Below are 23,103 nucleotides of genomic sequence, written 5' to 3' on the forward strand. Positions count from 1 at the left end.
GGGGCTGTCCGGGGAACCGGCGGACCGGGCCGTCCGGGCACGCGAGCGCGCGAGGCGGCAGCGGCGCGGGCGGGCGCCGGGCCGCCGCCCGCCCGAGTCTTTGCCGGGCCCCCGACGCTGTCAACGCGGTCCTCGGCCAACGTCCCCGGAGCGCTCTGAGAGAGTGGGGGCATGAGCGCAGCGCACACCAGTACGGGCCGGGCAGCCGGCCGCCATGTGGTCGTCGTCGGCGGCGGCATCGCCGGACTCGCCGCGGCGCACCGCCTCCTGGGCGGCGGCGCCACCGTGACCCTTCTGGAGGCGTCCGGGCGGCTCGGCGGCAAGCTGCGGGCCGGGGAGATCGCCGGTGTCCCCGTGGACCTGGGCGCCGAGTCGATGCTGGCCCGGCGGCCCGAGGGCGTGGAGCTGGCCCGCGCCGTCGGCCTCGGCGACCGCCTCCAGCCGCCCGCCACCGCCTCCGCCACCCTCTGGACGCGCGGGGCGCTGCGCCCCATGCCCAAGGGCCACGTCATGGGCGTCCCCGGCGACCTCGCCCCGCTCGCCGCCTCCGGCGTGATCTCGGCGCAGGGCCTCGACCGCATCGCCGCCGACGCCGATCTGGCGCGCACCGAGGTCGGCGAGGACGTCGCGGTCGGCGCGTACGTCGCCGAGCGGCTCGGCCGTGAGGTCGTCGACCGGCTCGTCGAACCGCTGCTCGGCGGCGTCTACGCGGGCGACGCCTACCGCATCTCGATGCGCGCCGCCGTCCCGCAGCTCTTCGAGGCGGCCCGCGCCGAGCGGTCGCTGATCGCCGGTGTCCGCGGGATCCAGGCGCGCGCCGCCGAGGCGGCCCGGGACCTCCCCGCCGACCGGCCGGTCTTCATGGGCATCGACGGCGGCATCGGCACGCTGCCCGGCGCCGTCGCGGACGCGGTGCGCGCCGCCGGTGGCGAGATCGCGCTGCACACCCCGGTCCGCGCGCTGCGCCGCCGCGGCGCCGACGGCTGGTGGGTGGAGACGGGCGACCGCACCATCGAGGCGGATGCGGTGGTCCTGGCGGCGCCCGCCGGGCCCGCGGCGCGGCTGCTGCGGGACGACTGCCCGGCCGCCGCCACCGAGCTGGACACCGTCGACTCCGCCTCGATGGCGCTGATCACCCTGGCCTTCCGCCGCGCCGATGTGGCGGGGATCCCGGAGGGCAGCGGCTTCCTCGTGCCGCCCGTGGACGGCCACCGCATCAAGGCGTCCACGTTCGCCAGCCGCAAGTGGGGCTGGCTCGCCGACGCCGACCCGGAGCTGTTCGTGCTGCGCACCTCCGTCGGCCGCTACGGCGACGACGCCCTGCTGGGCCGCGACGACGCCGAACTGGTGGAGATCTCGCTCGCCGACCTCGGCGCCGCCGTCGGCCTCGCCGCCCGCCCCGTGGCCTCCACCGTCACCCGCTGGGACGGCGGGCTGCCGCAGTACTTCGTCGGCCATCCGGACCGCGTCGCCCGGATCCGCGCGGCGCTCCCCGGGGCGCTGCGGGTGTGCGGCGCGGCCTACGACGGCGTCGGCATCCCGGCGTGCATCGGGTCGGCGCGGCGGGCCGCCGACGAGATCCTGGCGGGCCTGGAGACCCGGGCGCCGGACTTCTCCGGAGGCGAGTGAGAATGGACGGTATGACAGACGCTTCCACCCCCGCCGCGGACCGGGCGCAGAACGCCGGCAAGAAGGCGAAGGACCTCAACGACACCATTCGCTACACCCTGTGGTCGGTGTTCCGGCTGCGGGACGTCCTCCCCGAGGACCGCAGCGGCTACGCCGACGAGGTCGAGGAGCTGTTCACCCAGCTCGCCGCCAAGGACGTCGTGGTCCGCGGCACCTACGACGTCTCCGGGCTGCGTGCCGACGCCGACGTGATGATCTGGTGGCACTCGGAGAGTGCGGACGCCCTCCAGGAGGCGTTCAACCTCTTCCGCCGCACCCGCCTGGGCCGCGCCCTCACCCCGGTGTGGTCCAACATGGCGCTGCACCGCCCCGCGGAGTTCAACAAGTCGCACATCCCGGCGTTCCTCGCCGACGAGCGCGCCCGCGACTACGTCAGCGTCTACCCGTTCGTCCGCTCCTACGAGTGGTACCTCCTCCCCGACGACGAGCGCCGCAAGATGCTCGCCGACCACGGCAAGATGGCCCGCGGCTTCCCGGACGTCCGCGCCAACACCGTGCCGTCGTTCTCGCTCGGCGACTACGAGTGGATCCTGGCGTTCGAGGCGGACGACCTGTACCGCATCGTCGACCTGATGCGTCACCTGCGCGGCTCCGAGGCGCGTAGGCACGTCCGCGAGGAGGTGCCGTTCTACACCGGTCGCCGCAAGCCGGTCGCCGAACTGGTCGCCGGTCTGGCCTGATCCGGACCCGTTACGGCCCGAGTGCCACGACGACGGCGGGCCGCCCCGGGTGGGGCGGCCCGCCGTCGTCGTGTCCGGGGGTCACAGCGGGCTGGTCGCGCCCCTCCCCGCCTTCTCGGCGGGGTGCTTCGGGTCGTCGGGCTTCGGCTCGGCGCGCGGGGCGCAGTACACCCGGTGCCCGGGGACCGTGCCGTGCAGCAGATACGCCTCCACATGCGCGTTCACACAGGAGTTGGGGCCGTACGCGACGCCGTGGGTACCGGCGCCGTTCTCGGTGACCAGCGACGAGCCCGGCAGCCGCTCCTGGAGCGCCAGCGCGCCCGGGTAGGGCGTCGCGCCGTCGCGCTCGGCGGCCAGCAGCAGGACCGGCGGCAGCGCGCCGGGCGCGGTGCGGATGTCGACCGGGCCGTGCCGCCCGGGCAGCGCCTGCGCCGCGCGGGCGGCCGCCGCGTACCGGGCGGCCTCGCCGACCTCGTCCGTCCCCGGGACACCGGCCGCGGCGCGGTCCTCGGCCCGGCCGGTCGCGGCGTTCAGCCCGGCGCGGGCCGACTGCGCGGCGTCCGGCCAGAAGGCGCACGGCAGGTTCATCCAGACGTTGTCCCAGGTCTCGAAGGGCGCGCGCCGCGCCACCTCGGCGTTGTCCCGGTCCCAGGTGCGCAGGTCGTGCGGCCAGGCGGCGTCGTTGCAGGAGACCGCGGTGTAGACCGCGTTGCTGTTCTCGTCGGCGACCGCGTCCTCGGGGTCGGGCGTCGCCTGGTCCCGCAGCGGCTTGTCGTCGCCGTGCAGATACGCCGACAGGGCCCGGGCCCGGCGCGGCCAGTAGACGTCGTTGTAGCCGGTGCGCAGGAACGCCGACTGGAGCTGCGCGGGCCCGACCCTGCCGCCCGCCGGGTGGCTGCGCAGCCGGGTGAGCGCGGTGTCGTACGCCTGCTGCACGGACTGCTCGGTGGTGCCCAGGTGGTAGGCGCTCTGATGGCGGGCGACCCAGCGCAGCCAGTCGCGCCAGCGGCCCTGGAACGCGACGTTCTGCGCGAGGTTGTTGCCGTACCAGATCTGCCGCGGGTCCGGGTCGACGACGCTGTCGAAGATCATCCGCCGGACGTGCCCGGGGTAGAGCGTGGCGTACAGCGCGCCGAAGTACGTCCCGTAGGACGCGCCCATGAACGTCAGCTTCCGCTCGCCGAGCGCGGCGCGCAGCATGTCGAGGTCGCGGGCGTTGTTGACGGAGTTGTAGAACGGCAGGTCGGCACCGGCGTTCCGGGCACAGCCGCGGGCGTACGCCTCGGCCTGCGCGGTCTTCGTGCGCTTGAAGGCGGCGGTGGGGTGGACCTGGCTGTCGGTCGGCGCCTTGGCGAACTCCTTCGGGTCCTGGCAGGACAGCGGCGCCGACCGGCCGACGCCGCGTGGGGCGTAGCCGACGAAGTCGTAGGCGCGGGCGGTGCGGCGCCACTTGGGCAGCGTGCCGTAGAGCGGGAAGTCCATGCTGGAGCCGCCCGGACCGCCCGGGTTGAAGATCAGGGCGCCCTGCCGCTCCTTGGGCGCGGTGGCCCGGATCCGGCTGACGGTCAGCTTGATCTGCTTGCCCTGGGGGCGCCCGTAGTCGAGCGGCACGGTCAGCGCGGCGCACTCGACGTCCGACGGCAGATGCTCGACCGGGGCGCAGCGCCCGAAGGTGAGGGGGCGCGCGAGGGGCGCGGGCGGCGCGGCGGGCGCGCGGGTGGCGCTGTCCGCCGGGGAGGTGGCGAGGGCGCCCAGGAGGAGCGACCCGATGGTTCCGTACAACGCGAGTGCTCTCACGGAGCGTCCCTTCGTCGTGCCCGGCACGACGCGGCCCGCGCGCGGCCACATACGTGCATACGGAAGGGATGGTTGGTGCGGCGATCGGTGAAGTAAAGCACCGGGCCGCGGTGTTGCCCGCTATACCCCGGATGAGTGGAGGGCCGAGCGCAGCGACGGGTCGTCCAGCGCCCGCGGGCCGTGCAGCGCCAGCGCGGTCAGGGCGTCCCCGGAGGCCGGGCGGCCGGTCCCGGCGGCGCGGCGCAACCGGCCCGCGCCCGCCTCCGTCGCCCAGCGGGCGGCCGGGCGGTACTCGGCGCGCGCCGTCGCCCACGTACCGGCGGTGAGGACGAGCGGCAGCGCGAACCAGCCGAGCAGCGGCCCGACGGCGCGCTCCGGCGGCGCCTGCCAGACCGCCGCGGCGGCGGCCAGCAGCACCACGAGGGTGGCGGCCCGCACCTGCCGCAGCGCCTCGCGGAGACCGCGGTACGGGTCGGTCCGCGGCGCCAGACCGGCGGCCGTCAGCCGCTCCGTGAGGGACCGCAGCGCCTCCGTGGCGGCGAGCCCGTCGCGGATGGCGGGGATGCGGCGCTGACCGTCGGCGCCGATGGCGGCGAGGACCGCGCACTCGACGGCGTCCCGGCCGACCGGGTCGACGACCGTGGCCCAGCCGGTGTGCGCCAGCAGGAGGCGGCGCTGCTGCGCCATCGACACCAGGGTGACGTCGGCGACCCGGTCCGGCCCGCCCGCCAGGAACGCCGTCTCGTACAGCGTCGGCCCGTACGGCGGTCCGGGCTCCGGGACGGCCGACGGGTGGGGCGGTTGCGGCGGCAGGGCGCGGGCGGTGCGGCAGACGCGGAGGCAGGCGACGGCGGTGGCGAGCACGGCGACGGCGAGAAAGAGGAGCCCCATGGCGAAATTTCTACGGGAACACCTGTCCGGCCGCCACGGCGTATCTCAGGATGTGGGAACCGGGCGGGCGGCCCCGGGGCGTGGCCGGAACCGGCCCCCGCCCCGCCGCGCCCGCCCCGCGCTCAACCGCCGCACGAGGACCCGCAGGAGGACCCGCCGCCCCCGCACGACGACCCGCCGCCACAGGAGGACCCGCAGGACGAGCCCCCGTGGTGCGAACCGCCGCAGGACGAGCCGCCGCCGTGGTGCGAGCCGCCGCACGAGGAGCCGCCGCCGTGGTGGTGCGAGCCCCCGCAGCTCGACCCGCCGGACGTCCCGCACCAGGCCGGGCCGTCGGACGCGTCGTTCCAGCCGCTGTCGCCGTCGGACGACGACGCGCCGTTCACGGCCATCGCGGTCCGGGCCTGGGCCAGCTGCTCCCGCAGCACTTCGTCCGTGAGCAGCGTGGCGCTGCCGATCGCCACCAGGAGCGCCGCCGGGACCGCCGGGTTCAGGGCCGCGAGCGGATGGTGGGTGGCCTGGGCCGCCCGCAGCGCGAGCCGCCCCGGCTCCGTCAGCCGCCGCCCGCCGCTCTGCCGGCAGATCCCGCCGACGACCAACGCCACGACCACCGCGGGCACGATCACCACCACGGTGGGCACCTCGACCGGATCCGTGTCGAGGTGACCGGTGACGGTGAGCAGCAGGGCGCACAGGAGCAGCACCACGGAGCCCGCCATCTGGGAACCGGCCCACACCCGGGCGGGCCGCCCGCGCGCCGGGCGCCGCATCAGCCCGCGATCGGCGAGCCGGTCGCCGATCGCCTGGACCGCGGGATCGGTCATCGCGCGGCGCCGTACCTCGGCCAGCGCGCCACCGGGCGTCGCCGCCGCGGCGTTCAGCACGGCCGCCTCCACGGCGTCGCGCGGGTCGTTGCGGAGCACGGTCAGCACACCGGGCTCGCCGACGGCCGCCCGGCCGTCCTCGTGCAGCGCGGCGACGGCGGCGTCCACCACACGGGCGGGACCGCCGCCCAGGAACGCGATCTCCCACACGTCGTGGGTGGGCGCGTCCACCAGCCGGATCCGGTTCTCCGGACGCCGCCCGCGGACGGTGGCCACGATCAGGCCCGCCGAGGACAGCACCACCACCACGTACACCCAGGCAATGAAGGACACCGCGGTCACCTCCGGTGCGAGGCGGACCGGACGGCCCGCAGAAGTCGGGAGAGCAAGGGGGAGCGGGTGAGCCGGGCCAGGGGCCCGGTGCGGGGCGGCCGGGGGCCCGCCCGGTCCTGCCACCACCGCGTGAGCCGGGCCCGCGCCCCGGCGTCGTCCGGCCGCCCCTGCGCCAGCAGATGGGCGGCGAAGTCCAGGGCGTCGCGCCGGTGACCGCCGGTCAGCGGGCGGCCGCGGGCGTAGGCGAGGAACGCCGGGCGGTAGCCCGCCCCCAGGATCTCGGGCAGCTCGGGCGCGATCTTCGCGATCACCGTGGCCCGCTTGGCGACCAGCGCCCGCCGCTGCACCTCCAGCCGTACGGGATCGAACCCCTCGGGCACCGGCGCCCCGGCGACCAGCGCCGCCAGCAGCTCCTCCTGGGCGCGGGCCAGACGGGCGCGGGCGGCCTCGGTGGCGTCCGGGGCGGGGACGTGCCGGGGGGCGTGCGCCGACTCCCGGGCGCCCGGGGTGTCCGCCGTCCGTATCGGGCCGTGGTCCGGTCCGCCGTCAGGCCGCCGCGTCATGCCGGGCCCCCTCCAGCACCGCACGGATCGCGGTCAGCTCCCCGGCCAGCTCACCGGGCTCGGGGAAGTCCTCGTCGCGCTCCAGCAGCACCCCGGGCGGCACCGTCCGCGCGCACAGCTCCGCGAGGACGTCCAGCACCGGACGGGTCACCGGATGGGCGTGGCTGTCGTGCCACACACCGTCGCGCTCCACACCGCCCGCGACGTGCACATAGGCGAGCGCCTCCAGCGGCAGCGCGTCCAGGACGGTGGCCGGATCCTCACCCCGGTTGACGTGGTTGGTGTGCAGATTGGCGACGTCGACGAGGAGCCGCACACCGGTCCGCTCGACCAGTTCGGTCAGGAACTGCCCCTCGGTCAGCTCCTCACCGGGCCAGGAGAGGAGCGCCGCGATGTTCTCCAGCGCCAGCGGCACCGGCAGCGCCTCCTGGGCGATCCGCACATTGGCGCAGAGCACGTCGAGCGCGTCGCGGGTGCGCGGCACCGGCAGCAGATGGCCCGCCTCCAGCGGCGGCGAACCGGTCGCCGGACCCCCGGCCCGGACGAACGCGAGATGCTCGGTGACCAGCGGCGCGTCCAGCGCCACCGCACGCTCGGCGAGCGCCGTCAGCCGCCCCGGGTCGGGCCGGTCGGCGCCGCCCAACCCCAGCGACACCCCGTGCGGGACCACCGTCAGACCCCGGGCGCGCAACTCCTGGAGCGCCGGGGGCAGATGGTCGGGGCAGAGGTTCTCGGCCACCACCTCGACCCAGTCCAGGCCGTCGAACCCGGCGATCTCCGCGGCGATCTCCGGCCGCCATCCGATGCCTGTTCCCAGGCGTTCCATGCGCTCCCCCTTGCACTGCCGTACTCACCGGTACTTCACCCCGGCGCCGCCCGCCGAACCCTGCGCGCACCGGGTTCAGAGCTGGATTTGAGCTTCCCCGCGCGGCCCGCGCCGCGGGCCGTACGCCGTCAGCGCGCCACCTCGAACCCGGCGGCCGTCCCCAGGGCCAGCAACACCCCGCCGGTGGCCTGATCCAGCCGCCGCCGCACCCGGGGACGCCCGAAGAAGGCGCGCGCCCGGTGGACGGCGCAGGCCAGGGTGCCCAGCCACACCACGCCCAGCACGGCGTGCACCGCCACCAGCAGCAGCGTGGTCGCCACCACCGGTGCGCCGTGCGGGATGAACTGCGGCAGCAGCGACAGGTAGACGACGCCGACCTTGGGGTTGAGGACGTTGGTCAGCAGCCCGGTGCGGAACGCCCGCAGCGGCGAGATCCCGGCCGCGCCCGCGCCGTCCGCCGTCCCCTCGGCGACGGCCGGGGCCGCCTCGCCCGGGGCGGTACGGTCGCGCCGCGCGGCCCGCAGGGCCTGGACGCCCAGCCACATCAGATACAGCGCCCCGGCCACCCGCAGCGCCCCGTACGCCGCCTCGGAGGCGGACAGCATCGCCGTCAGCCCGACCGCCCCGGCCAGCCCCCAGACGAAGCACCCGGCGGCGATGCCGAAGGCGCTGCACAGCGCGGCCCGCCGCCCCGAACCGAGCGCGGTGCGCAGCACGACGGCGAAGTCGGGCCCCGGCGAGACGGTCAGCAGCGCGGCGACGGCGGTGAAGCCGAGAAGAGACGTGAACACGCCACAAAGGTACGGGTCGGGTTCCGGCCACCGGCAGGGGGCCCGGGATTCCGCCCGCCCCGGGCCACGCCCCGCCCCGGGCCACACCCCGCCGCGGTGCCCCGCTGCCGACGCCTACGGCCGTCGACCCCCGGGCAGCGGGCAGAACGGATCGCCGCCCTCGGCCACCACGGTCGGGCCGGGGGCGATCTCGGTGAAGCCCGCGTCGTGGACCACCGGGAGCCCGCCGCGGGTCAGCCCGTCCCAGGCGTCCGCCGGTGCGGTCCGTACCGACAGCGGGAAACCGGCGTCCCGCCAGGCCGCGCGCTCCGGTGCGGACAGCTCCCACCAGGCCAGCTGCGCGCCGTGCCCGGCCTGCGCCATGGTCTTGCCCGCCGACATCGTCACGCCCGGGTTGAGCCAGAGCACCGGATTCCCGGCGGGCGGCGCGGACGGCGGCTCCGGGTCGTCCAGTTCGGTGCCGGAGACCTGGAGGCGGGCCAGGTCCTTGGGCCAGCCGTCGAGCGGTACCGGGGGATGGACGCGGACCTCGGCATGGTCGCCGGTCACCGTGATGCCCGGCAGCGCCTCGGCCCGCCGCCACTCGGCGCCGCGCGCCCGCCGCACCACCTTGCGGATCCGGGCGTCCTGCCAGTCCCGGACGGCCGCGGCCCACTCGCCGTCGCCGGTGGCGCGGGCGTCGGAGAGCAGCACCAGCACGGCGCGGGCGGCCGTCTCCAGCGCGTCGGTGCGCGCCGGGGGAGCGGCCCGCTCGATGCGGACGACGAGCGGCAGGACGAACTGCGGTGAGGCGTCCCGCTCCGCCGCGCTCCTCAGGTGCGCGCCGACCGCGGTCGAGGAGGCGGTGTCATGGGCTTCGGTGCTGGTCATCCGCCCAGTGTGCCAGCCGCTCCGACGCCGTCCGCGCGCCGATCGGTACGGCTTCGAGGGCCCTTCCCCGGGTGACGAGGTCCGGGGAACGGCCCCGCGACCGCCGCCGTTGGCACGGTGAGGACGGGGACGGGACGGCGAGGAGGGGCCATGCGGTTGGACGGTGTCGGCCGGAGGTACGGAGTGCGCGGGCCGTGGGTGGTGCGCGGGGTGGACCTCGATCTGCCGCAGCGCGCGCTGGTACGGGTCGAGGGGGCCAACGGCAGCGGGAAGTCCACCCTGTTGCGGCTGTGCGCCGGGATCGACCGCCCCACCACGGGCCGGATCCGCGGCCGCCCCCGCACCGCGTACGTCCCCGAACGCTTCCCGCCCGCACTGCCGTTCACGGCCCTCGGGTACCTCACCCACCTGGGCCGGGTGCACGGGCTGCGCGGCCCGGCGGCGGCCCGGGCGGCCGGGGTGTGGCTGGAGCGGTTCGGCGCCGCGGGGCACGCCGGTACGCCGCTGTCCGCGCTGTCGAAGGGCACCAGCCAGAAGGTGGCGGTCGCTCAGGCGCTGCTCGCCGCACCGGAGTTGCTCGTGCTGGACGAGGCGTGGACGGGGCTGGACGCCGCGGCCCGGGGCGAGTTGGACCGCGCGGTCGCCGAGCGGGTCGCCGACGGCGCGACGGTCCTCTTCGTCGACCACGACCCCCGGCGGCTGGCCGGTGCGGCCGACGCCTGCCACCGCATCGCCGACGGGCGGCTGCGTCCCGCGCCGCAGCCCTCGGACGCGGCGGACCGCCCCGCGGAGGCCGGGCCCCGGGTGACGGTCCACGCCGAGCCGCCCGGCGCCGGTGGGGAGCTGCCCGGGGAGTTGCCGGGGCGGCCCGTGACCGTGCGGGAGCCGGACGGCACGGCCCGGCTGACGGTACCCGCCGCGTACTCCGACGCGCTGCTGCGGGCCCTGCTGACGGCCCGTCCGCCGTGGCACATCCGGACGGTGGCCGCCCCGGCGGGGCCGCGGTCGGAGAGCCCAGCGGGCGGCTGTGGTGCCGTACCCGACGCGGGGGAGCCGGACGGCGGGACGGCGGCCCTTGGCGCCGTCCCGGAGGGCTCCGCGCCCCGGGCCGCGACCGGTCCGGCCCCGGCGGGCTCCGCCTCCCCGGCCGTCACCTCTCCGGCAGGCACGGAAGGAGGCTCCCGGTGATCGCCCTGCTGCGCTATCAGACGGGCCTGCTGCTCGGCTCGCACCGCTGGCTGCCGCCGGTACTGCTGTACGCCGGGTTCCTGGTCGTCGGGGTCGGGGCGGGCAGTCCGGTGCTCGACGCCTTCGCGTTCGCCGCGGCGGCGCTGCTGCCGCTGACGGTCTGGCTGACCCGGGTCTGTGTGACCAACGAGCCGCCTGCCGCCCGTAGTTGCGTCGCCACCGCGGCGGGCCCGGCGCGGGCGCACCTCGCGGCGGTGCTGACGGCGGCCCTCGTCGCGCTGCCGCCCGCGCTCGCGGGGACGGCGTTCGTCGCGCTCTTCTCCGACCCCCGCTCCAACGACCACCGGGTCGCCGTGGACCTGCTGCCCGCGACGGCCTGCGGGCTTGCTGCCGCCGTGGTCTGTCTGCTGCTGGGCACCGCGGTCGGGGCGGTGTGCAACCGTCCGGTGCTGCACGGCACCGCGCTGCCGGTCTGCGCCGGGCTGCTCGGCTGCGTCGTCCTGGTCGTCCCGGCGCTCTCCCCGGCAAGCGCGGTGGTCCGGGGCCTGGTGGCGGGCTCGATGAGCGGTACGGCCGCGATGCCGTGGCTGCCGCTCGGCGCCGCGATACCCCTGTCCGCCGGGCTGGTGGCCGCCGTCTGCCACCTCGCCGCCCGCCGGGGCTGACGGTCCGGCGCGGCGCACCGGCGGGGCACGGCGCCCCGCCGGTGGGTTGCGCTACGCGCCGGTGACCAGCGGGCCCGCGTCGCGGGCCAGGGCGGTCAGGCGGGAGATCGCGCGGAAGTACTTCTTGCGGTAGCCGCCGCGCAGCATCTCCTCGCTGAACAGCTCGTCGAACGCCTTGCCGGAGGTGACCACGGGCACCTCACGGTCGTAGAGCCGGTCGGCGAGGACCACCAGGCGCAGCGCGGTCGACTGGTCCGGCACGGCCTGCACATCGGTGAGGCAGACCGCCTGGATGCCGTCGCACATCGCGCCGTAGCGGCTCGGGTGCACCTTCGCCAGATGCTCCAGAAGGGAGGGGAAGTCGTCGAGCGAGGCGCCCGGCGTGCGGTACGCGGTGCGGGTGACGGTCTCGTCGTCGTACGGGGCGGGCGCCTCGGGCAGACCGCGGTGGCGGTAGTCCTCGCCGTCGATGCGCAGCGGCCGGAAGTGGGCGCTCAGGCCCTGGATCTCGCGGAGGAAGTCGGCGGCGGCGAAGCGGCCCTCGCCGAGCTTGCCGGGCAGCGTGTTGGAGGTCGCGGCCAGCGCCACACCGGACTCCACCAGCCGGGACAGCAGGCTGGAGACCAGCACCGTGTCGCCGGGGTCGTCCAGCTCGAACTCGTCGATGCACAGCAGACGGTGGTCGCCGAGGGTGCGGACGGTCTCCTGGAAGCCGAGCGCGCCGACCAGGTTGGTCAGCTCGACGAAGGTGCCGAACGCCTTGCGCTCGGGCGGGGCGTCGGTGGCGTGCCACAGGGAGGCCAGCAGATGGGTCTTGCCGACGCCGTAGCCGCCGTCCAGGTAGACGCCGCGCGGGCCCTTGGGGGTGGCGGGCTTCTTCGCGAACCAGCGGCGTTTGCCGCCGACGGCCGAGGCGCCGCCGCCGATGCCCGCGGCGAAGGCGCTGAGCACTGTCACCGCCTCGGCCTGGCTGGGCTGCTTCGGGTCCGGGAGGTAGGTGTCGAAGCGGGCGCCCTGGAAGCGCGGCGGCGGCACCATCTCGGCGACCAGCCGGTCGGCGGGGACGTGCGGGGCGCGGGAGGTCAGCGCGGCGGGCGCGGCGTCGGCGCCGTCCGGCGACTCGGCTATCGGCGCGGACGGAGAGGACGGGGGCTGGGAAGACGACACAGCGCTCCAGCCTAGTCGCTCCGTGGTGGGTCGAGGGCCGTCGGGCGAGCCATGTCACACTGCGGCCCATGCGACGCCTGTACCCCCTCCCCGCCCCTGCCCCCGCTGCTCAGGACCCGGCCGCCGTGCCGTCGGGCCCGGACGCGTCCACCGACCGCGAGTGGGCGCTCGACGAGCTGGCGGACGCCTACGCGTACCCGGCCGAGGACGATCCGCTGCGCGTCGGGCGGCCGGGGTGGCTGCGCGCCAACATGGTGGCGTCGCTGGACGGTGCGGCGCACCACGAGGGCCGTTCGCAGCCGCTCTCCGGCACCGCCGACATGCGGATCTTCGGGGTACTGCGGGCGCTCGCCGATGCGGTGGTGGTCGGGGCCGAAACGGTCCGTCAGGAGGGGTACCGGCCGGCCCGCGCCCGGGAGGCGTTCGCCGCGCGGCGGGCCGCCGCCGGACAGGGCCCGGCCCCCGCCGTCGCCGTGGTGACCGCCGGGCTGGGCCTGGACCTCACCCTGCCGCTGTTCACCGCGCCGCTGGTGCCCACGCTCGTCGTCACCGGCGCCGGGGCTCCGGCCGAGCGGGTGGCCGCGGCGCGGGCGGCGGGGGTGGAGGTGCTGTTCGCGGGCGAGGGGCAGGGCGTCGATCCGGCGCGGGTCCCGGCGGTGCTGGCCGCGCGGGGGCACCGGCGGCTGCTGACCGAGGGCGGGCCGTCGCTGCTGGGGCAGTTCGCCGCCGCCGGGGTGCTGGACGAGATGTGTCTGTCGCTGGCGCCGGTCGTCGCGGTGGGCGACGCGCCGCGGATCATGGACGGCCCGTCGGTCGCCGTTCCGGAGCGGTTCGCCCTGGCGTCCGTCCTGGAGGAGGCCGGGTTCCTGTTCACCCGATACCGTCGAAGCTGACAATCAGCGGAATTACCCGTTCCGCTTAGCTTCCTTTGGGCACACTTAGAGCCAACGGAACCCCCGTGTGACGGCGGGGGCAGGATGGATTCTGTGGGGTGCCGCGGCAGGCCGTGCCCCGGAAGAAGAGAAGAAGGGCGTCCGTCGTGTTCACGAGCGTATTGATGATCGAGAAGCCTCTGACGCCCGCCGACGTCGATTTCGTCACCACGCTGCACGGCGACGACCCGGTCCGCTTCGTCGTCCTCATGCAGCCGCGCGGTGCGCAGGACCTGCTGCTGCGGGCCATCGACGACGTCGCCCTGGGCGAATTCGACGACGCGGTGCGCGAGGGTGAGGAGCCGGAGGGCGACGCGGCGGACGCACCGGCCGAACGCGCGCTGGCGCACACCCTCGCGGCGCTCCGCGCCACCGGCGCCGAGGCCACCGGACGGGTCGCCGAGCGGCATCCGCTGGACCGGCTGCGCGAGATCGTCGAGGAGACGGGCGCGGACGAGGTGATCGTGCTGACCACCCCCCATTTCGTGGAGGAGTTCTTCCACCGCGACTGGGCCTCCCGCGCCCGCCACAAGGTCGGCGTACCGGTCCTCAAACTGTTCTCGCACGCCCCGGAAGATCCGCCCCGGCCGCAGGAGTGAGCCGCCCGTCCGCCACCTCGACGACCGCGTCGACCGCCGTCAGATGCGACCGGTCGTGCGTGACCAGCACCGTCGCCGTGCCGCGCCGGTGGGTGAGCGTGGTCAGCAGCTCCAGCACCGCCGCGCCGCGCGCATGGTCGAGGGCACTGGTCGGCTCGTCCACCAGCAGGACGGCCGGGTCGTTCATCAGCGCCCGCGCGATGTTGACGCGCTGACGCTGACCGCCGGAGAGCTGGTGCGGCCGCCTGTCCGCCACGCCCTCCAGCCCGACGGCGGCCAGCAGCTCCTGCGCCCGCCGCCGCGCGGCGCGGGCCGGACGGCCGTCGAGGTGGGCCATGACCTGGAGCTGTTCGGCGGCGGTCAGCGAGGGGAGCAGGTTCGGCTGCTGGAAGACGGTGCCGACGGTGGTGCGGCGCAGCGCCGTCAGCGCGGCGCGGCCCAGTCCGGTGGTCTCCCGTCCGGCGAGCACCACCCGCCCGCTGTCCGGCGTGATCAGCGTCGCGGCCACCGCCAGCAGACTGGACTTGCCCGAGCCCGACGGCCCGATCACCGCCGTCAGGGATCCGGCCGGAACGGTCAGCGAGACGCGGTCCAGCGCGGTCAGCCGGGCGTCGCCGTCCGGGTAGGTCAGCGTGACATCGGTCAGTTCGAGGCTCATCGGGCACTTCCCAGGGCGGTCAGCGGGTCGACGGACGTGATACGGCGGATGGCGAGGGCGGCGCCGGCGGCTCCCAGCGCGATCATGATCAGCGCGGGGACCAGCACGGTCGACGGCGTGAGGACGAACGGCACCGCGGTGCCGACGAGCGCGCCCAGCCCGGCGACGAGCGCGGCGCCCACCCCCGTCCCGAGGACCAGCAGCACGACCGCCTGGCCGAGCGCGTCCTTCAGCAACCGGCCGGTGGACGCGCCGAGCGCCTTGAGCACCGCCACGTCGCCGCTGCGCTGGATCGTCCAGACGGTGAAGAACGCGCCGATGACCAGCGCCGAGATGACGAACAGGAACCCGCGCATCAGCTGCAGCGAACCGTTCTCGGCGGTGTACGAGCCGATGCCCGCCAGCGCCCCCGCCGAGGTCACGGTCGTGGTGCCGAGCCGGGCGTCGGCGGCGGCCAGATCGGCGCCGGACGCGGTCAGCGCCACCACCGTCGCCCCGTCCCCGCCGCCGGGCAGCGCCCGCCACTCGTCCAGCGACGTCCAGACCACCGGGGTGTGGCTGTACATCGCGGCGCCCGAGACGGCGCCCACCGTCACGGTGCGGCCCCCCAGGGTGAGCCGGTCGCCACGGGCGAGGCCCAACTCGTCCGCGGCCTTCCGCGACAGCACGGCGCTTCCGGCCGCCGGTGCGTCCCCGGGGGCGAGCGTCGAGCCGGGCCCGACGCCGAACACCGACACGGCGGCGGTGTGCCGCCCCGCCTCGGCCTTGGTGGTGGCGATGCCCAGCGGTTCGGCGCGCCGCACGCCCGGCACCGCGGACCAGGCGTCCACCGTCCCGCGCGACAGCCGGGAGTCGGTGAACGACACCGTGCCGCCGTCGGCGGGCTTCGAGAACACCAGGTGATCGGCGGGGAGCGCGGTGATCGCCGAGGTGTTCTCGCGGCCCAGGCCCGCGGTCAACCCCGACAACAGACCGACCAGCACCGTGATGAGCACGATGACCGTGCCCATCAGGGCGAACCGGCCCCTCGCAAATCTCAGATCCCTCCAGGCGACGAACACGGCCCCATCCCTCTTGTTTCTGCGGCGGCCGGGCCCACTGCCCGGCGGATGGCTCCACCGTCCCGCCCCGGGACGCCCCGGGGCATCGCGCCCGGGAGCGGTTCCCCCGGATCGAAAGGCGCGGCGGCCGCTCAACCTTTCGATGGATGCCGCTCCCCGGCCCCGTGCCTAATCTGGAGAAATCGTGACCGACCCCGCCCTGACCCCCGCCGTGCGGGTGCTGCGCAGCTGCCTGCACCTGATGGTGGCGGCGCTCCTCGCGCTCGCCGCCGCCCGCGCCGTCGCCGACGGCAACCCGTACACCCCCGCCGTCGTCGCCGTCTCCGCCGTCCTCCTCGGCTGCTACGTCGCGGGCCCGCTGCTGCCCGGCGTCCGCCCGCGCAGCGGCGGCGCGGCCCTGTGGCTGGCGGTCCTCGCGGCCGTCTGGATCGTGCTGCTGGCGCTCACCCAGGACGGCGTCTGGCTCGCCTTCCCGCTCTTCTTCGTCCAGCTGCACCTGCTGGCGCCGCGCTGGGGCCTGCCCGCCGTCGCCGTCACCACGGCCGTCGCGGTCGCCGGGTTCGCCCGCCACACCGGGACGCTGAACGTCGGCACGGTCATCGGCCCGGTGCTGGGCGCCGCCGTCGCGGTCGCCGTCGTCCTCGGCTACCAGGCCCTCTACCGGGAGAGCGAGCAGCGCCGCCGGATCGTCGAGGAGCTGACCGCCACCCGCGGCGAACTGGCCGCCGCCGAGCACGCCGCCGGGGTGCTGGCCGAACGCGAACGCCTGGCCCGGGAGATCCACGACACGCTGGCGCAGGGCCTGTCCAGCATCCAGCTGCTGCTGCGGGCCGCCGAACGCGCCCTGCCGTCCCGCCCCGAGACCGCGCTGGGACACGTCGTGCACGCCCGCGCCACCGCCGTCGACAACCTCGCCGAGGCCCGCCGCTTCGTCCGCGAACTGAGCCCGCCCGACCTGGAGGCCGGATCGCTGCCCGCCGCCCTGGAGCGGCTCTGCGCCACCACCGCCCGCGCCTCCGGCCTCGCCGTCCACTGCCAGGTCTCCGGCACCCCCGCCGAACTCCCCACCCCGCACGAGGTCGCCCTGCTGCGCATCGCCCAGTCCGCGCTGGCCAACACCGTCCGGCACGCCGGGGCCCGCCGCGCCGAGCTGACCTTGAGCTACATGGACACCGAGGTCGCCCTGGACGTCGTCGACGACGGCGCCGGGTTCGACCCCGGTGCCCCGCCGCCCGCCGCCGACGGCACCGGCTTCGGCCTCGCCGCCATGCGGGCGCGCGCCCGCGCCCTGCACGGCGCGCTCGCCGTCGAATCCGCCCCCGGCGAGGGCACCGCCGTCGCCGTCACCCTGCCCCTGCCGCCCGCCCCCGGAGAGGCCGCCCCGTGACCGACCCCGCCCCCATCCGGCTGCTGCTCGCCGACGACCACCCCGTCGTCCGGGCCGGACTCCGCGCCGTCCTGGAGACCGAACCGGGCTTCGCGGTCGTCGCCGACGTCTCCACCGCCGAGGAGGCCGTCACCCTCGCCGCACTGCCCGGCATCGACGTCGTCCTGATGGACCTCCGCTTCGGCGGCGAGATGCGCGGCTCCCAGGCGACCGCCGCCATCACCGCCCGCCCCGGCGCACCCCGCGTCCTCGTGCTGACCACCTACGACACCGACGCCGACATCCTCGCCGCCATCGAGGCGGGCGCCACCGGCTACCTCCTCAAGGACGCCCCGCCCGAGGAGCTGGCCACCGCCGTCCGCGCCGCGGCGGCCGGGAAGTCGGCCCTCGCGCCGACCGTCGCGCTGCGCCTGATGGACCGGATGCGCGACCCCGCCGTCGCCCTGTCGCGCCGCGAGACGGAGGTGCTCCAGCTCGTCGCGGACGGCCTGTCCAACGCCGAGGTCAGCAAGCGCCTCTTCCTCAGCCAGGCCACCGTCAAGTCCCACCTGGTGCACATCTACACCAAGCTCGGCGTCGACTCCCGTACGGCGGCGGTGGCGGCCGCCACGGCGCGCGGGCTGATCCGCCGCTGAGCCCGCCCGCCGCCGCGGCGCGGAGCGGCCGGGCACGCGTTGTCGGAGGTGGGTGCGAGAATCGACCGCAGCACGAGAGCCGCGACGATCAGGGAGTCACCCATGGCAGCCGCCATCCCAGCCTCGATGGACCGACCGCACTTCATCGGCATCGGCGGAGCCGGTATGTCGGGCATCGCCAAGATCCTCGCGCAGCGCGGCGCCCGGGTCGCGGGCAGTGACGCCAAGGAGTCCGCGACCGCCGCCGCCCTCCGTGAGCGGGGCGCCACCGTCCACATCGGCCACGCCGCCGACCACCTCGCCGCGGACGCCACCGCCGTCGTCGTCTCCTCCGCGATCCGCGACGACAACCCCGAGCTGGCCGCCGCCCGCGAGCGCGGCATCCCGGTGGTGCACCGCTCCGACGCGCTCGCCGCCCTGATGGACGGCGTCCGCCCGATCGCCGTCGCCGGCACCCACGGCAAGACGACGACCACCTCCATGCTCGCCGTCTCCCTGACCTCGCTCGGCCTCAAGCCGTCGTACGCGATCGGCGGCGACCTCGACGCCCCCGGCTCCAACGCCGAGCACGGCACCGGCGAGATCTTCGTCGCCGAGGCCGACGAGAGCGACCGCAGCTTCCACAAGTACGCGCCCGAGGTCGCCATCGTCCTCAACGTCGAGCTGGACCACCACGCCAACTACGCCTCGATGGACGAGATCTACGAGTCCTTCGAGACCTTCGCCGGACGCATCCGCCCCGGCGGCACGCTGGTGATCTCCGCCGACCACCCCGGCGCCCGGGAGCTGACCGCGAAGATCGCCGGGAAGTTCGACATCCAGGTCGTCACCTACGGCGAGTCCAAGGACGCCGACGTCCGCATCCTGAAGATCAACCCGCGCGGTCTGACCAGCGACGTCAGCGTCTCCCTGGCCACCGGCCGGATCCTGACCTTCACCGTCTCCGTCCCCGGCAGCCACTACGCCCACAACGCCGTCGCCGCCCTCGCCGCCGGTATCGCCCTGGGCCTGCCGCCGCACAACCTCGCCTCCGCGCTCGGCACGTACACCGGCGTCAAGCGCCGCCTCCAGCTCAAGGGCGAGGCGGCCGGTGTGCAGGTCATCGACTCCTACGCGCACCACCCCACCGAGATGACCGCCGACCTGGAGGCCATCCGCGGCGCCGCCGAGGGCGCCCGGGTGCTGGTCGTCTTCCAGCCGCACCTCTTCTCCCGCACCCAGGAGCTGGGCAAGGAGATGGGCCAGGCGCTCGCCCTCGCCGACGCCTCCGTCGTCCTCGACATCTACCCGGCCCGTGAGGACCCGATCCCGGGCATCACCAGCGCCCTGATCGTCGACGCGGCGCGCGCCGCCGGTGCCGATGTCACCGCCGTCGCCGACCGCACCGCCGTCCCGGACGCCGTCGCCGGAATGGCGAAGCCCGGTGACCTTGTTCTCACCATGGGCGCGGGCGACGTCACCGACCTCGGCCCCGCGATCCTGTCCCGCCTGGCCGGCTGAGCTGAGGAGACCCCATGCCGTACGAGATCGACAAGCCCGACGAGGAATGGCGCGCCGAGCTGAGCCCCGGCGAGTACCAGGTGCTGCGGCAGGCGGGCACCGAGCCCGCCTTCGTCGGTGAGTACACCGACACCACCACCGAGGGCGTCTACTCCTGCCGCGGCTGCGGCGCCGAGCTGTTCCGCTCCGACACCAAGTTCGCCAGCCACTGCGGCTGGCCGTCCTTCTACGACCCGAAGGACTCCACGGCGGTCGAGCTGATCGAGGACCGCTCGCACGGCATGGTCCGCACCGAGGTCCGCTGCGCCCGCTGCGGCTCCCACCTGGGCCATGTCTTCGAGGGCGAGGGCTACCCCACCCCGACCGACCAGCGGTACTGCATCAACTCGATATCCCTGCGGCTGACGCCGGACGCGGGCTGACCGTCGTGGGACACGGGCCGGGCGCCTCCGCGGAGCGCGCCCGGCCCGGTCTCAGCGTTCGACGGTCACCGCCGTCACCACCAGCCCGTCGGCGACCAGCCAGCCGCCGTGGAAGGCGGTCAGTTCCTGTCCGTCGATCTCGGGGCCCTCGACCAGCAGCCGGGCGGTGAAGGACGCGTCGGTGGGGTCGAGGGTGAGGACGGCGTCCTCGAAGCCCAGCCAGCGGCCGGTGAGCGGGTACCACGCCTTGTAGACGCTCTCCTTGGCGCTGAAGATCAGCCGGTCCCAGTGGATCTCCGGCTGCGCCGCCTGCAGCGCGGGCAGCGCGGCGCGCTCCTCGGGCAGCGTGATCAGACCGAGGACGCCGGGGTCGCGGACGGGCTCGTTGGGCTCCGCGTCCAGCCCGACGGAGCGGACGTCGGTGGCGCGGGCGACGGCGGCGCCGCGGTAGCCGGTGCAGTGCGTCATCGCGCCGACCAGCCCCTCCGGCCACCGGGGCGCCCGGTCGGCCCCCGGCACCAGTGGCGCCGGGGGGACGCCGAAGGTCGCCAGCGCCGCGCGGGCACAGGCCCGTACGGTGCCGAACTCCCGCTGCCGGGAGGGGACGGCGCGGGCCACGGCCGCGCGCTCCTCGGGGAACATCTCGTCCAGCGGCCGGTCCTCGAACGCCTCGGCGGTCGCGATCGGCGGCGGCAGCAGCTTCTCGATCATGCTGGGACCCCGGCGGTGACCGGCGGCAGGATCTGCACCGGGCGGCCCGGCTCCTTCGCCCGCGGACGCCATTCGCGCGGATAGCCCAGCGACACCTCCTGGTGCGGGATGCCGTCGCAGGTCAGCAGGCGCGGGATGTGCAGATGGCCGTAGACGACGGTCCGGGCGCGGAAGCGGCGCGGCCAGTCGGCGGTCGCCTCGCTGCCGCACCACAGGGAGAACTCCGGGTAGCGCAGCGGCCGCAGCGGCTCGCGGACCAGCGGGAAGTGGTTGACGAGGACGGTGGGCAACTCCTCGGGGATCTCCCTCAGCCGCGCCTCGGTGACCGCCAGCCGCTCCCGGCACCAGGCGTCGCGCGTCGGGTGCGGATCCGGGTGCAGCAGGTACTCGTCGGTGCAGACCACGCCCGCCTCGTGGGCGGTGGCCAGCGCGGAGTCCTTGTCGTGGGTGCCCGGCGGCCGGAACGTGTAGTCGTAGAGGAGGAAGAGCGGCGCGATGACGGCGGGGCCGCCGTCGCCCTCCCAGACGGGGTACGGGTCCTCGGGCGTGAGGACGCCCAACTCCCGGCAGACGGCGACCAGATGCTCGTAGCGGGCGACGCCGCGCAGCTGTACCGGGTCGTCGGGCGGGGTCCACAGCTCGTGGTTGCCGGGGACCCACACCACCCGGGCGAAGCGGTCACGGAGCAGGGAGAGGGCCCAGCGGATGTCGGCGACCTGCTCGCCGATGTCCCCGGCGACCAGCAGCCAGTCCGCGTCCGACTCCGGCCGCAGCCGTTCGACGATCTCGCGGTTCTCGTCGTACCGGACGTGCAGGTCGCTGACGGCGACGAGTTTCCCGGGCCGGTCGCCCGGCGTGCCGGGACCGTCGGCGGGCCGGGGACGGTCGGGGGCGTGGGGCAGCGGGCCCGTGGCGCGGATCTCGTAAGTCACCCGCGCAGTAAAGACCGTGGGGGAGGGGGGAGGGAAGGGGCCCCCGGTGCGGACGGGGCGCGTCGGCCCGGACCGGCGGAGCGCTCCCGGGGCCGGTCGGGCGGTGTTCTGGGGCCGGTCCGGGCGTCCTGGGGCGGGACGGATTCCTTTTACGTTCCCGGGGCGGCGCCGGGGTGTCACGGGGCGGTGCCCCGGCGGATACGGGTGGCGAGCCAGAGGTCGAAGCGGTCGTCCGGGTCGTCGAGGTGGCGTCCGGTGAGGGCCATGGCCTTGTCGAGGCGGTTGCGGACGGTGTGCCGGTGGATGCCGAGGCGGCGGCTGGTGGCGTCCCAGGCGCCGCCGGTCTCCAGCCACGCGGTGAGCGTCGCCACCAGCTCCGCGCCGTGGTCGTCGAGGTCGAGCGGGCCCAGCACGGTGTCGGCGTAGCCGAGCAGCGTCGGCCGGTCACCCAGGCCCAGCAGCAGGCGGCTGGTGCCGGAGCCGCGGGCCTCGGCCGGTTCGCCGGTGGCCCGGCTGACGCCGAGCAGCCCGGTGGCCTGACGCAGCGACACCCGGGCGGAGACGGGCGCGGTGGCCGGTCCGATCCCCGCCGGACGGCCCGCCGCGAACCGTCCCAGCACCTCGCGGACGTCGCACTCCTCCGCGGCGACCGCCTCGACCACCCCGCCGCGGACCCGCACCAGACCGCCGGGCAGGGCCAGCGCCAGATCGGCGGCGAGGTCCTGGGCGGCCGCCGCCCGCGCCGCGCCGTCCGGCCCGCCGGGCGCCCCGACCGCGACGCCCCGCACCCGCCCGGTCGTCAGACCCGCCGAAACCAGCAGGTCAGCGGCGCGTTCGGCGGTCGGCCCGTCGTCGGCGAGGAGTTCGGACAGCAGCGCCGAGCGGCGGCGGCGCTCCGGTTCGTCCCGCAGATGGCGGCGCTCCAGCTCCAGGGAGAGCAGCGAGACGAGGCCGGGGACGACGGCGCGGGCGGCGCCGTCCGGGCGGCCGGTGAGCAGCAGCAGCCCGCGCAGCCGCCGGGCGCCGAGCGGCTGCACCTCCAGATGGTGGCCGTCGGCGGTGCTGGTGGCGCTGGTGCGCAGCCCCTGGGCGGCGACCCGGTCGACGAGGTCGCGGGCCGCCTCCGGGAGCGGTACGCCGTCCCCGGGGTCCGCGCCGGTCGCCAGGGGGCGGCCCAACGGGTCGAGGACGGTGGCGCCCACCCCGGTGGCGGCGGTCCACTCCCGCAGCACGGTCGGCAGCCCGCCGCCGACCGCCGCGGCGGTCAGCCGCCGCTGGGTGGCGAACGACCGGTGCAGCGCCGCCCGCCGCTCCTCGGCCCGGGCCGCGAAGACCGCCTTGGTGACGGCGATGAACGGCACCTCGTCCGGGACGGTCAGCAGCGGCAGCCCGGCCTCCCGCGCGGCGTCGGCCAGCGGCCGGGGCGCCTCCTGGTACGGCAGGTCGTTCCCGAGGCCGAGCGCCAGACAGGCGGCGCCGCCCCCGGCGACGTCCCGGACGTACGCCCGGCAGCCCTCCGGGTCGTCCGGCAGCAGCAGTCCGATGGTCATCAGCAACTCGCCGCCCTGTAGCCACTTTCCGGGTCGCAGCAGGTCGGAGACTGTCGCGGCCTCGACGACGCGCTCCCGCAGCGGCGGCGGGACGTCGTAACCGGTGGACAGCGCGAGGTCCGTCCGGGCCAGCAGGTCGGCGATACGCAGGGGCATGGGGACAGTTTCCGTCACCGCCGACGCCGGGGGCGCGCGGGAGTCCGCGCGCGCCGCCGTCCGCCGGGCCGCGCCCCCGGCGCGCCGGTCGTGCCGTGCGCCGTCGGGCCCGGCGGGTACGCGGGTACCGGCTTGCCCCGGGCTGCCCGCCGGGGGCCGTACCGGGGCGAGCCCGGCAACCCCGTACGCCCGCCGCCGCAGCGCCGACCTGGTGCGACGTCAGGACCGCGGCGCGGGGCGGCCGGAACGGGTACCTCGCCTGGACAGCACGTCACC

21 protein-coding genes and 1 pseudogene are annotated in these 23,103 nt (G+C 76.1%); 10 read left to right on the top strand and 12 right to left on the bottom strand.

The genetic code is table 11. The features are described from left to right. Positions 1-171: 171 nt before the first annotated feature. Together hemG and hemQ are read left to right on the top strand one after the other, a co-directional pair. The gene (gene hemG, locus IF23_RS0104430; RefSeq protein WP_030279976.1) at positions 172-1,629 is read left to right on the top strand and encodes a protoporphyrinogen oxidase; all 1,458 of its coding nucleotides are present in this window, start codon (positions 172-174) and stop codon (positions 1,627-1,629) included. A gap of 11 nt (positions 1,630-1,640) precedes the next feature. Beyond that, positions 1,641-2,369 carry a hydrogen peroxide-dependent heme synthase gene (gene hemQ, locus IF23_RS0104435; RefSeq protein WP_030279978.1) on the top strand — a complete coding sequence of 243 codons (729 nt, stop codon included), beginning with the start codon at positions 1,641-1,643 and terminating at the stop codon, positions 2,367-2,369. An 81-nt stretch (positions 2,370-2,450) separates the two neighbouring features. Here the strand turns inward: hemQ and IF23_RS0104440 are convergent, their stop codons facing one another. The 6 genes and pseudogenes from IF23_RS0104440 to IF23_RS0104470 all read right to left on the bottom strand — a co-directional run bounded on the left by IF23_RS0104440 (position 2,451) and on the right by IF23_RS0104470 (position 9,264). After that, positions 2,451-4,166 (bottom strand): alpha/beta hydrolase, encoded by a 1,716-nt coding sequence (locus IF23_RS0104440; protein WP_030279980.1) that lies wholly within the window; start codon positions 4,164-4,166, stop codon positions 2,451-2,453. Between the two features lie 120 nt (positions 4,167-4,286). Next, positions 4,287-5,057: a TIGR04222 domain-containing membrane protein gene (locus tag IF23_RS0104445; RefSeq protein ID WP_030279982.1), complete on the bottom strand. Its 771-nt coding sequence runs from the start codon at positions 5,055-5,057 to the stop codon at positions 4,287-4,289. 122 nt (positions 5,058-5,179) lie between these two features. Beyond that, positions 5,180-6,214 (bottom strand): TIGR04222 domain-containing membrane protein, encoded by a 1,035-nt coding sequence (locus tag IF23_RS0104450; RefSeq protein WP_157847973.1) that lies wholly within the window; start codon positions 6,212-6,214, stop codon positions 5,180-5,182. A gap of 5 nt (positions 6,215-6,219) precedes the next feature. Further along, positions 6,220-7,603: pseudogene (locus IF23_RS35560) on the bottom strand (MbnB/TglH/ChrH family RiPP precursor modification enzyme). Positions 7,604-7,731: 128 nt separating this feature from the next. After that, the gene (locus IF23_RS0104465) at positions 7,732-8,394 is read right to left on the bottom strand and encodes a LysE family translocator (protein ID WP_030279989.1); all 663 of its coding nucleotides are present in this window, start codon (positions 8,392-8,394) and stop codon (positions 7,732-7,734) included. 114 nt (positions 8,395-8,508) lie between these two features. Further along, positions 8,509-9,264, bottom strand: a complete 756-nt coding sequence (locus IF23_RS0104470; protein WP_030279991.1) for an aminoacyl-tRNA hydrolase — start codon at positions 9,262-9,264, stop codon at positions 8,509-8,511. Between the two features lie 150 nt (positions 9,265-9,414). On the opposite strand from IF23_RS0104470, the gene IF23_RS34325 reads away from it, so the two are divergent. Beyond that, a complete protein-coding gene (locus IF23_RS34325; protein ID WP_037677329.1) occupies positions 9,415-10,452 on the top strand; it encodes an ATP-binding cassette domain-containing protein in 1,038 nt (345 codons plus the stop codon). Continuing rightward, entirely contained in the window at positions 10,449-11,117 is a 669-nt protein-coding gene (locus IF23_RS34330) for a hypothetical protein (protein ID WP_030279995.1), read from the top strand. Before IF23_RS34325 ends, IF23_RS34330 begins: the two co-directional genes overlap by 4 nt. Before the next feature lie 51 nt (positions 11,118-11,168). Here the strand turns inward: IF23_RS34330 and zapE are convergent, their stop codons facing one another. Continuing rightward, positions 11,169-12,284 carry a cell division protein ZapE gene (gene zapE, locus IF23_RS0104485; RefSeq protein WP_030279997.1) on the bottom strand — a complete coding sequence of 372 codons (1,116 nt, stop codon included), beginning with the start codon at positions 12,282-12,284 and terminating at the stop codon, positions 11,169-11,171. A gap of 68 nt (positions 12,285-12,352) precedes the next feature. Between zapE and IF23_RS0104490 the strand changes: the two genes are divergently transcribed. Both IF23_RS0104490 and IF23_RS0104495 read left to right on the top strand, forming a co-directional pair. Continuing rightward, the gene (locus IF23_RS0104490) at positions 12,353-13,177 is read left to right on the top strand and encodes a dihydrofolate reductase family protein (RefSeq protein WP_037677331.1); all 825 of its coding nucleotides are present in this window, start codon (positions 12,353-12,355) and stop codon (positions 13,175-13,177) included. A 164-nt stretch (positions 13,178-13,341) separates the two neighbouring features. Further along, the gene (locus IF23_RS0104495; RefSeq protein ID WP_030280002.1) at positions 13,342-13,815 is read left to right on the top strand and encodes an indole-3-glycerol-phosphate synthase; all 474 of its coding nucleotides are present in this window, start codon (positions 13,342-13,344) and stop codon (positions 13,813-13,815) included. Here IF23_RS0104495 and IF23_RS0104500 read toward each other — a convergent pair. Both IF23_RS0104500 and IF23_RS0104505 read right to left on the bottom strand, forming a co-directional pair. Next, positions 13,766-14,473, bottom strand: coding sequence for an ABC transporter ATP-binding protein (locus tag IF23_RS0104500; RefSeq protein WP_037677335.1), 708 nt, complete (start codon positions 14,471-14,473; stop codon positions 13,766-13,768). The two genes, IF23_RS0104495 and IF23_RS0104500, sit on opposite strands and share 50 nt — an antisense overlap. Beyond that, complete coding sequence (locus IF23_RS0104505) at positions 14,470-15,534, bottom strand: ABC transporter permease (RefSeq protein ID WP_030280006.1); 1,065 nt, start codon at positions 15,532-15,534, stop codon at positions 14,470-14,472. The genes IF23_RS0104500 and IF23_RS0104505 overlap by 4 nt, the downstream gene beginning before the upstream one ends. 241 nt (positions 15,535-15,775) lie before the next feature. On the opposite strand from IF23_RS0104505, the gene IF23_RS0104510 reads away from it, so the two are divergent. The 4 genes from IF23_RS0104510 to msrB all read left to right on the top strand — a co-directional run bounded on the left by IF23_RS0104510 (position 15,776) and on the right by msrB (position 19,478). Beyond that, the gene (locus IF23_RS0104510) at positions 15,776-16,921 is read left to right on the top strand and encodes a sensor histidine kinase (RefSeq protein WP_078653806.1); all 1,146 of its coding nucleotides are present in this window, start codon (positions 15,776-15,778) and stop codon (positions 16,919-16,921) included. Then, complete coding sequence (locus IF23_RS0104515) at positions 16,918-17,556, top strand: response regulator transcription factor (protein ID WP_030280010.1); 639 nt, start codon at positions 16,918-16,920, stop codon at positions 17,554-17,556. Before IF23_RS0104510 ends, IF23_RS0104515 begins: the two co-directional genes overlap by 4 nt. Positions 17,557-17,658: 102 nt before the next feature. Beyond that, positions 17,659-19,056: a UDP-N-acetylmuramate--L-alanine ligase gene (gene murC, locus IF23_RS0104520; RefSeq protein ID WP_030280012.1), complete on the top strand. Its 1,398-nt coding sequence runs from the start codon at positions 17,659-17,661 to the stop codon at positions 19,054-19,056. A 14-nt stretch (positions 19,057-19,070) separates the two neighbouring features. Beyond that, positions 19,071-19,478: a peptide-methionine (R)-S-oxide reductase MsrB gene (gene msrB, locus IF23_RS0104525; protein ID WP_030280014.1), complete on the top strand. Its 408-nt coding sequence runs from the start codon at positions 19,071-19,073 to the stop codon at positions 19,476-19,478. Positions 19,479-19,529: 51 nt separating this feature from the next. Here msrB and IF23_RS0104530 read toward each other — a convergent pair whose 3' ends face one another. From IF23_RS0104530 to IF23_RS0104540, 3 genes are all read right to left on the bottom strand, one after another. Further along, entirely contained in the window at positions 19,530-20,189 is a 660-nt protein-coding gene (locus tag IF23_RS0104530) for a 4'-phosphopantetheinyl transferase family protein (RefSeq protein WP_030280015.1), read from the bottom strand. Continuing rightward, positions 20,186-21,121, bottom strand: coding sequence for a metallophosphoesterase family protein (locus tag IF23_RS0104535; RefSeq protein WP_030280017.1), 936 nt, complete (start codon positions 21,119-21,121; stop codon positions 20,186-20,188). Before IF23_RS0104535 ends, IF23_RS0104530 begins: the two co-directional genes overlap by 4 nt. Before the next feature lie 176 nt (positions 21,122-21,297). After that, positions 21,298-22,827 (bottom strand): PucR family transcriptional regulator, encoded by a 1,530-nt coding sequence (locus IF23_RS0104540; RefSeq protein WP_030280019.1) that lies wholly within the window; start codon positions 22,825-22,827, stop codon positions 21,298-21,300. Between the last annotated feature and the right edge of the window lie 276 nt (positions 22,828-23,103).

Source organism: Streptomyces catenulae, from assembly GCF_000718015.1.
GTDB classification, from domain to species: Bacteria; Actinomycetota; Actinomycetes; order Streptomycetales; family Streptomycetaceae; genus Streptomyces; species Streptomyces catenulae.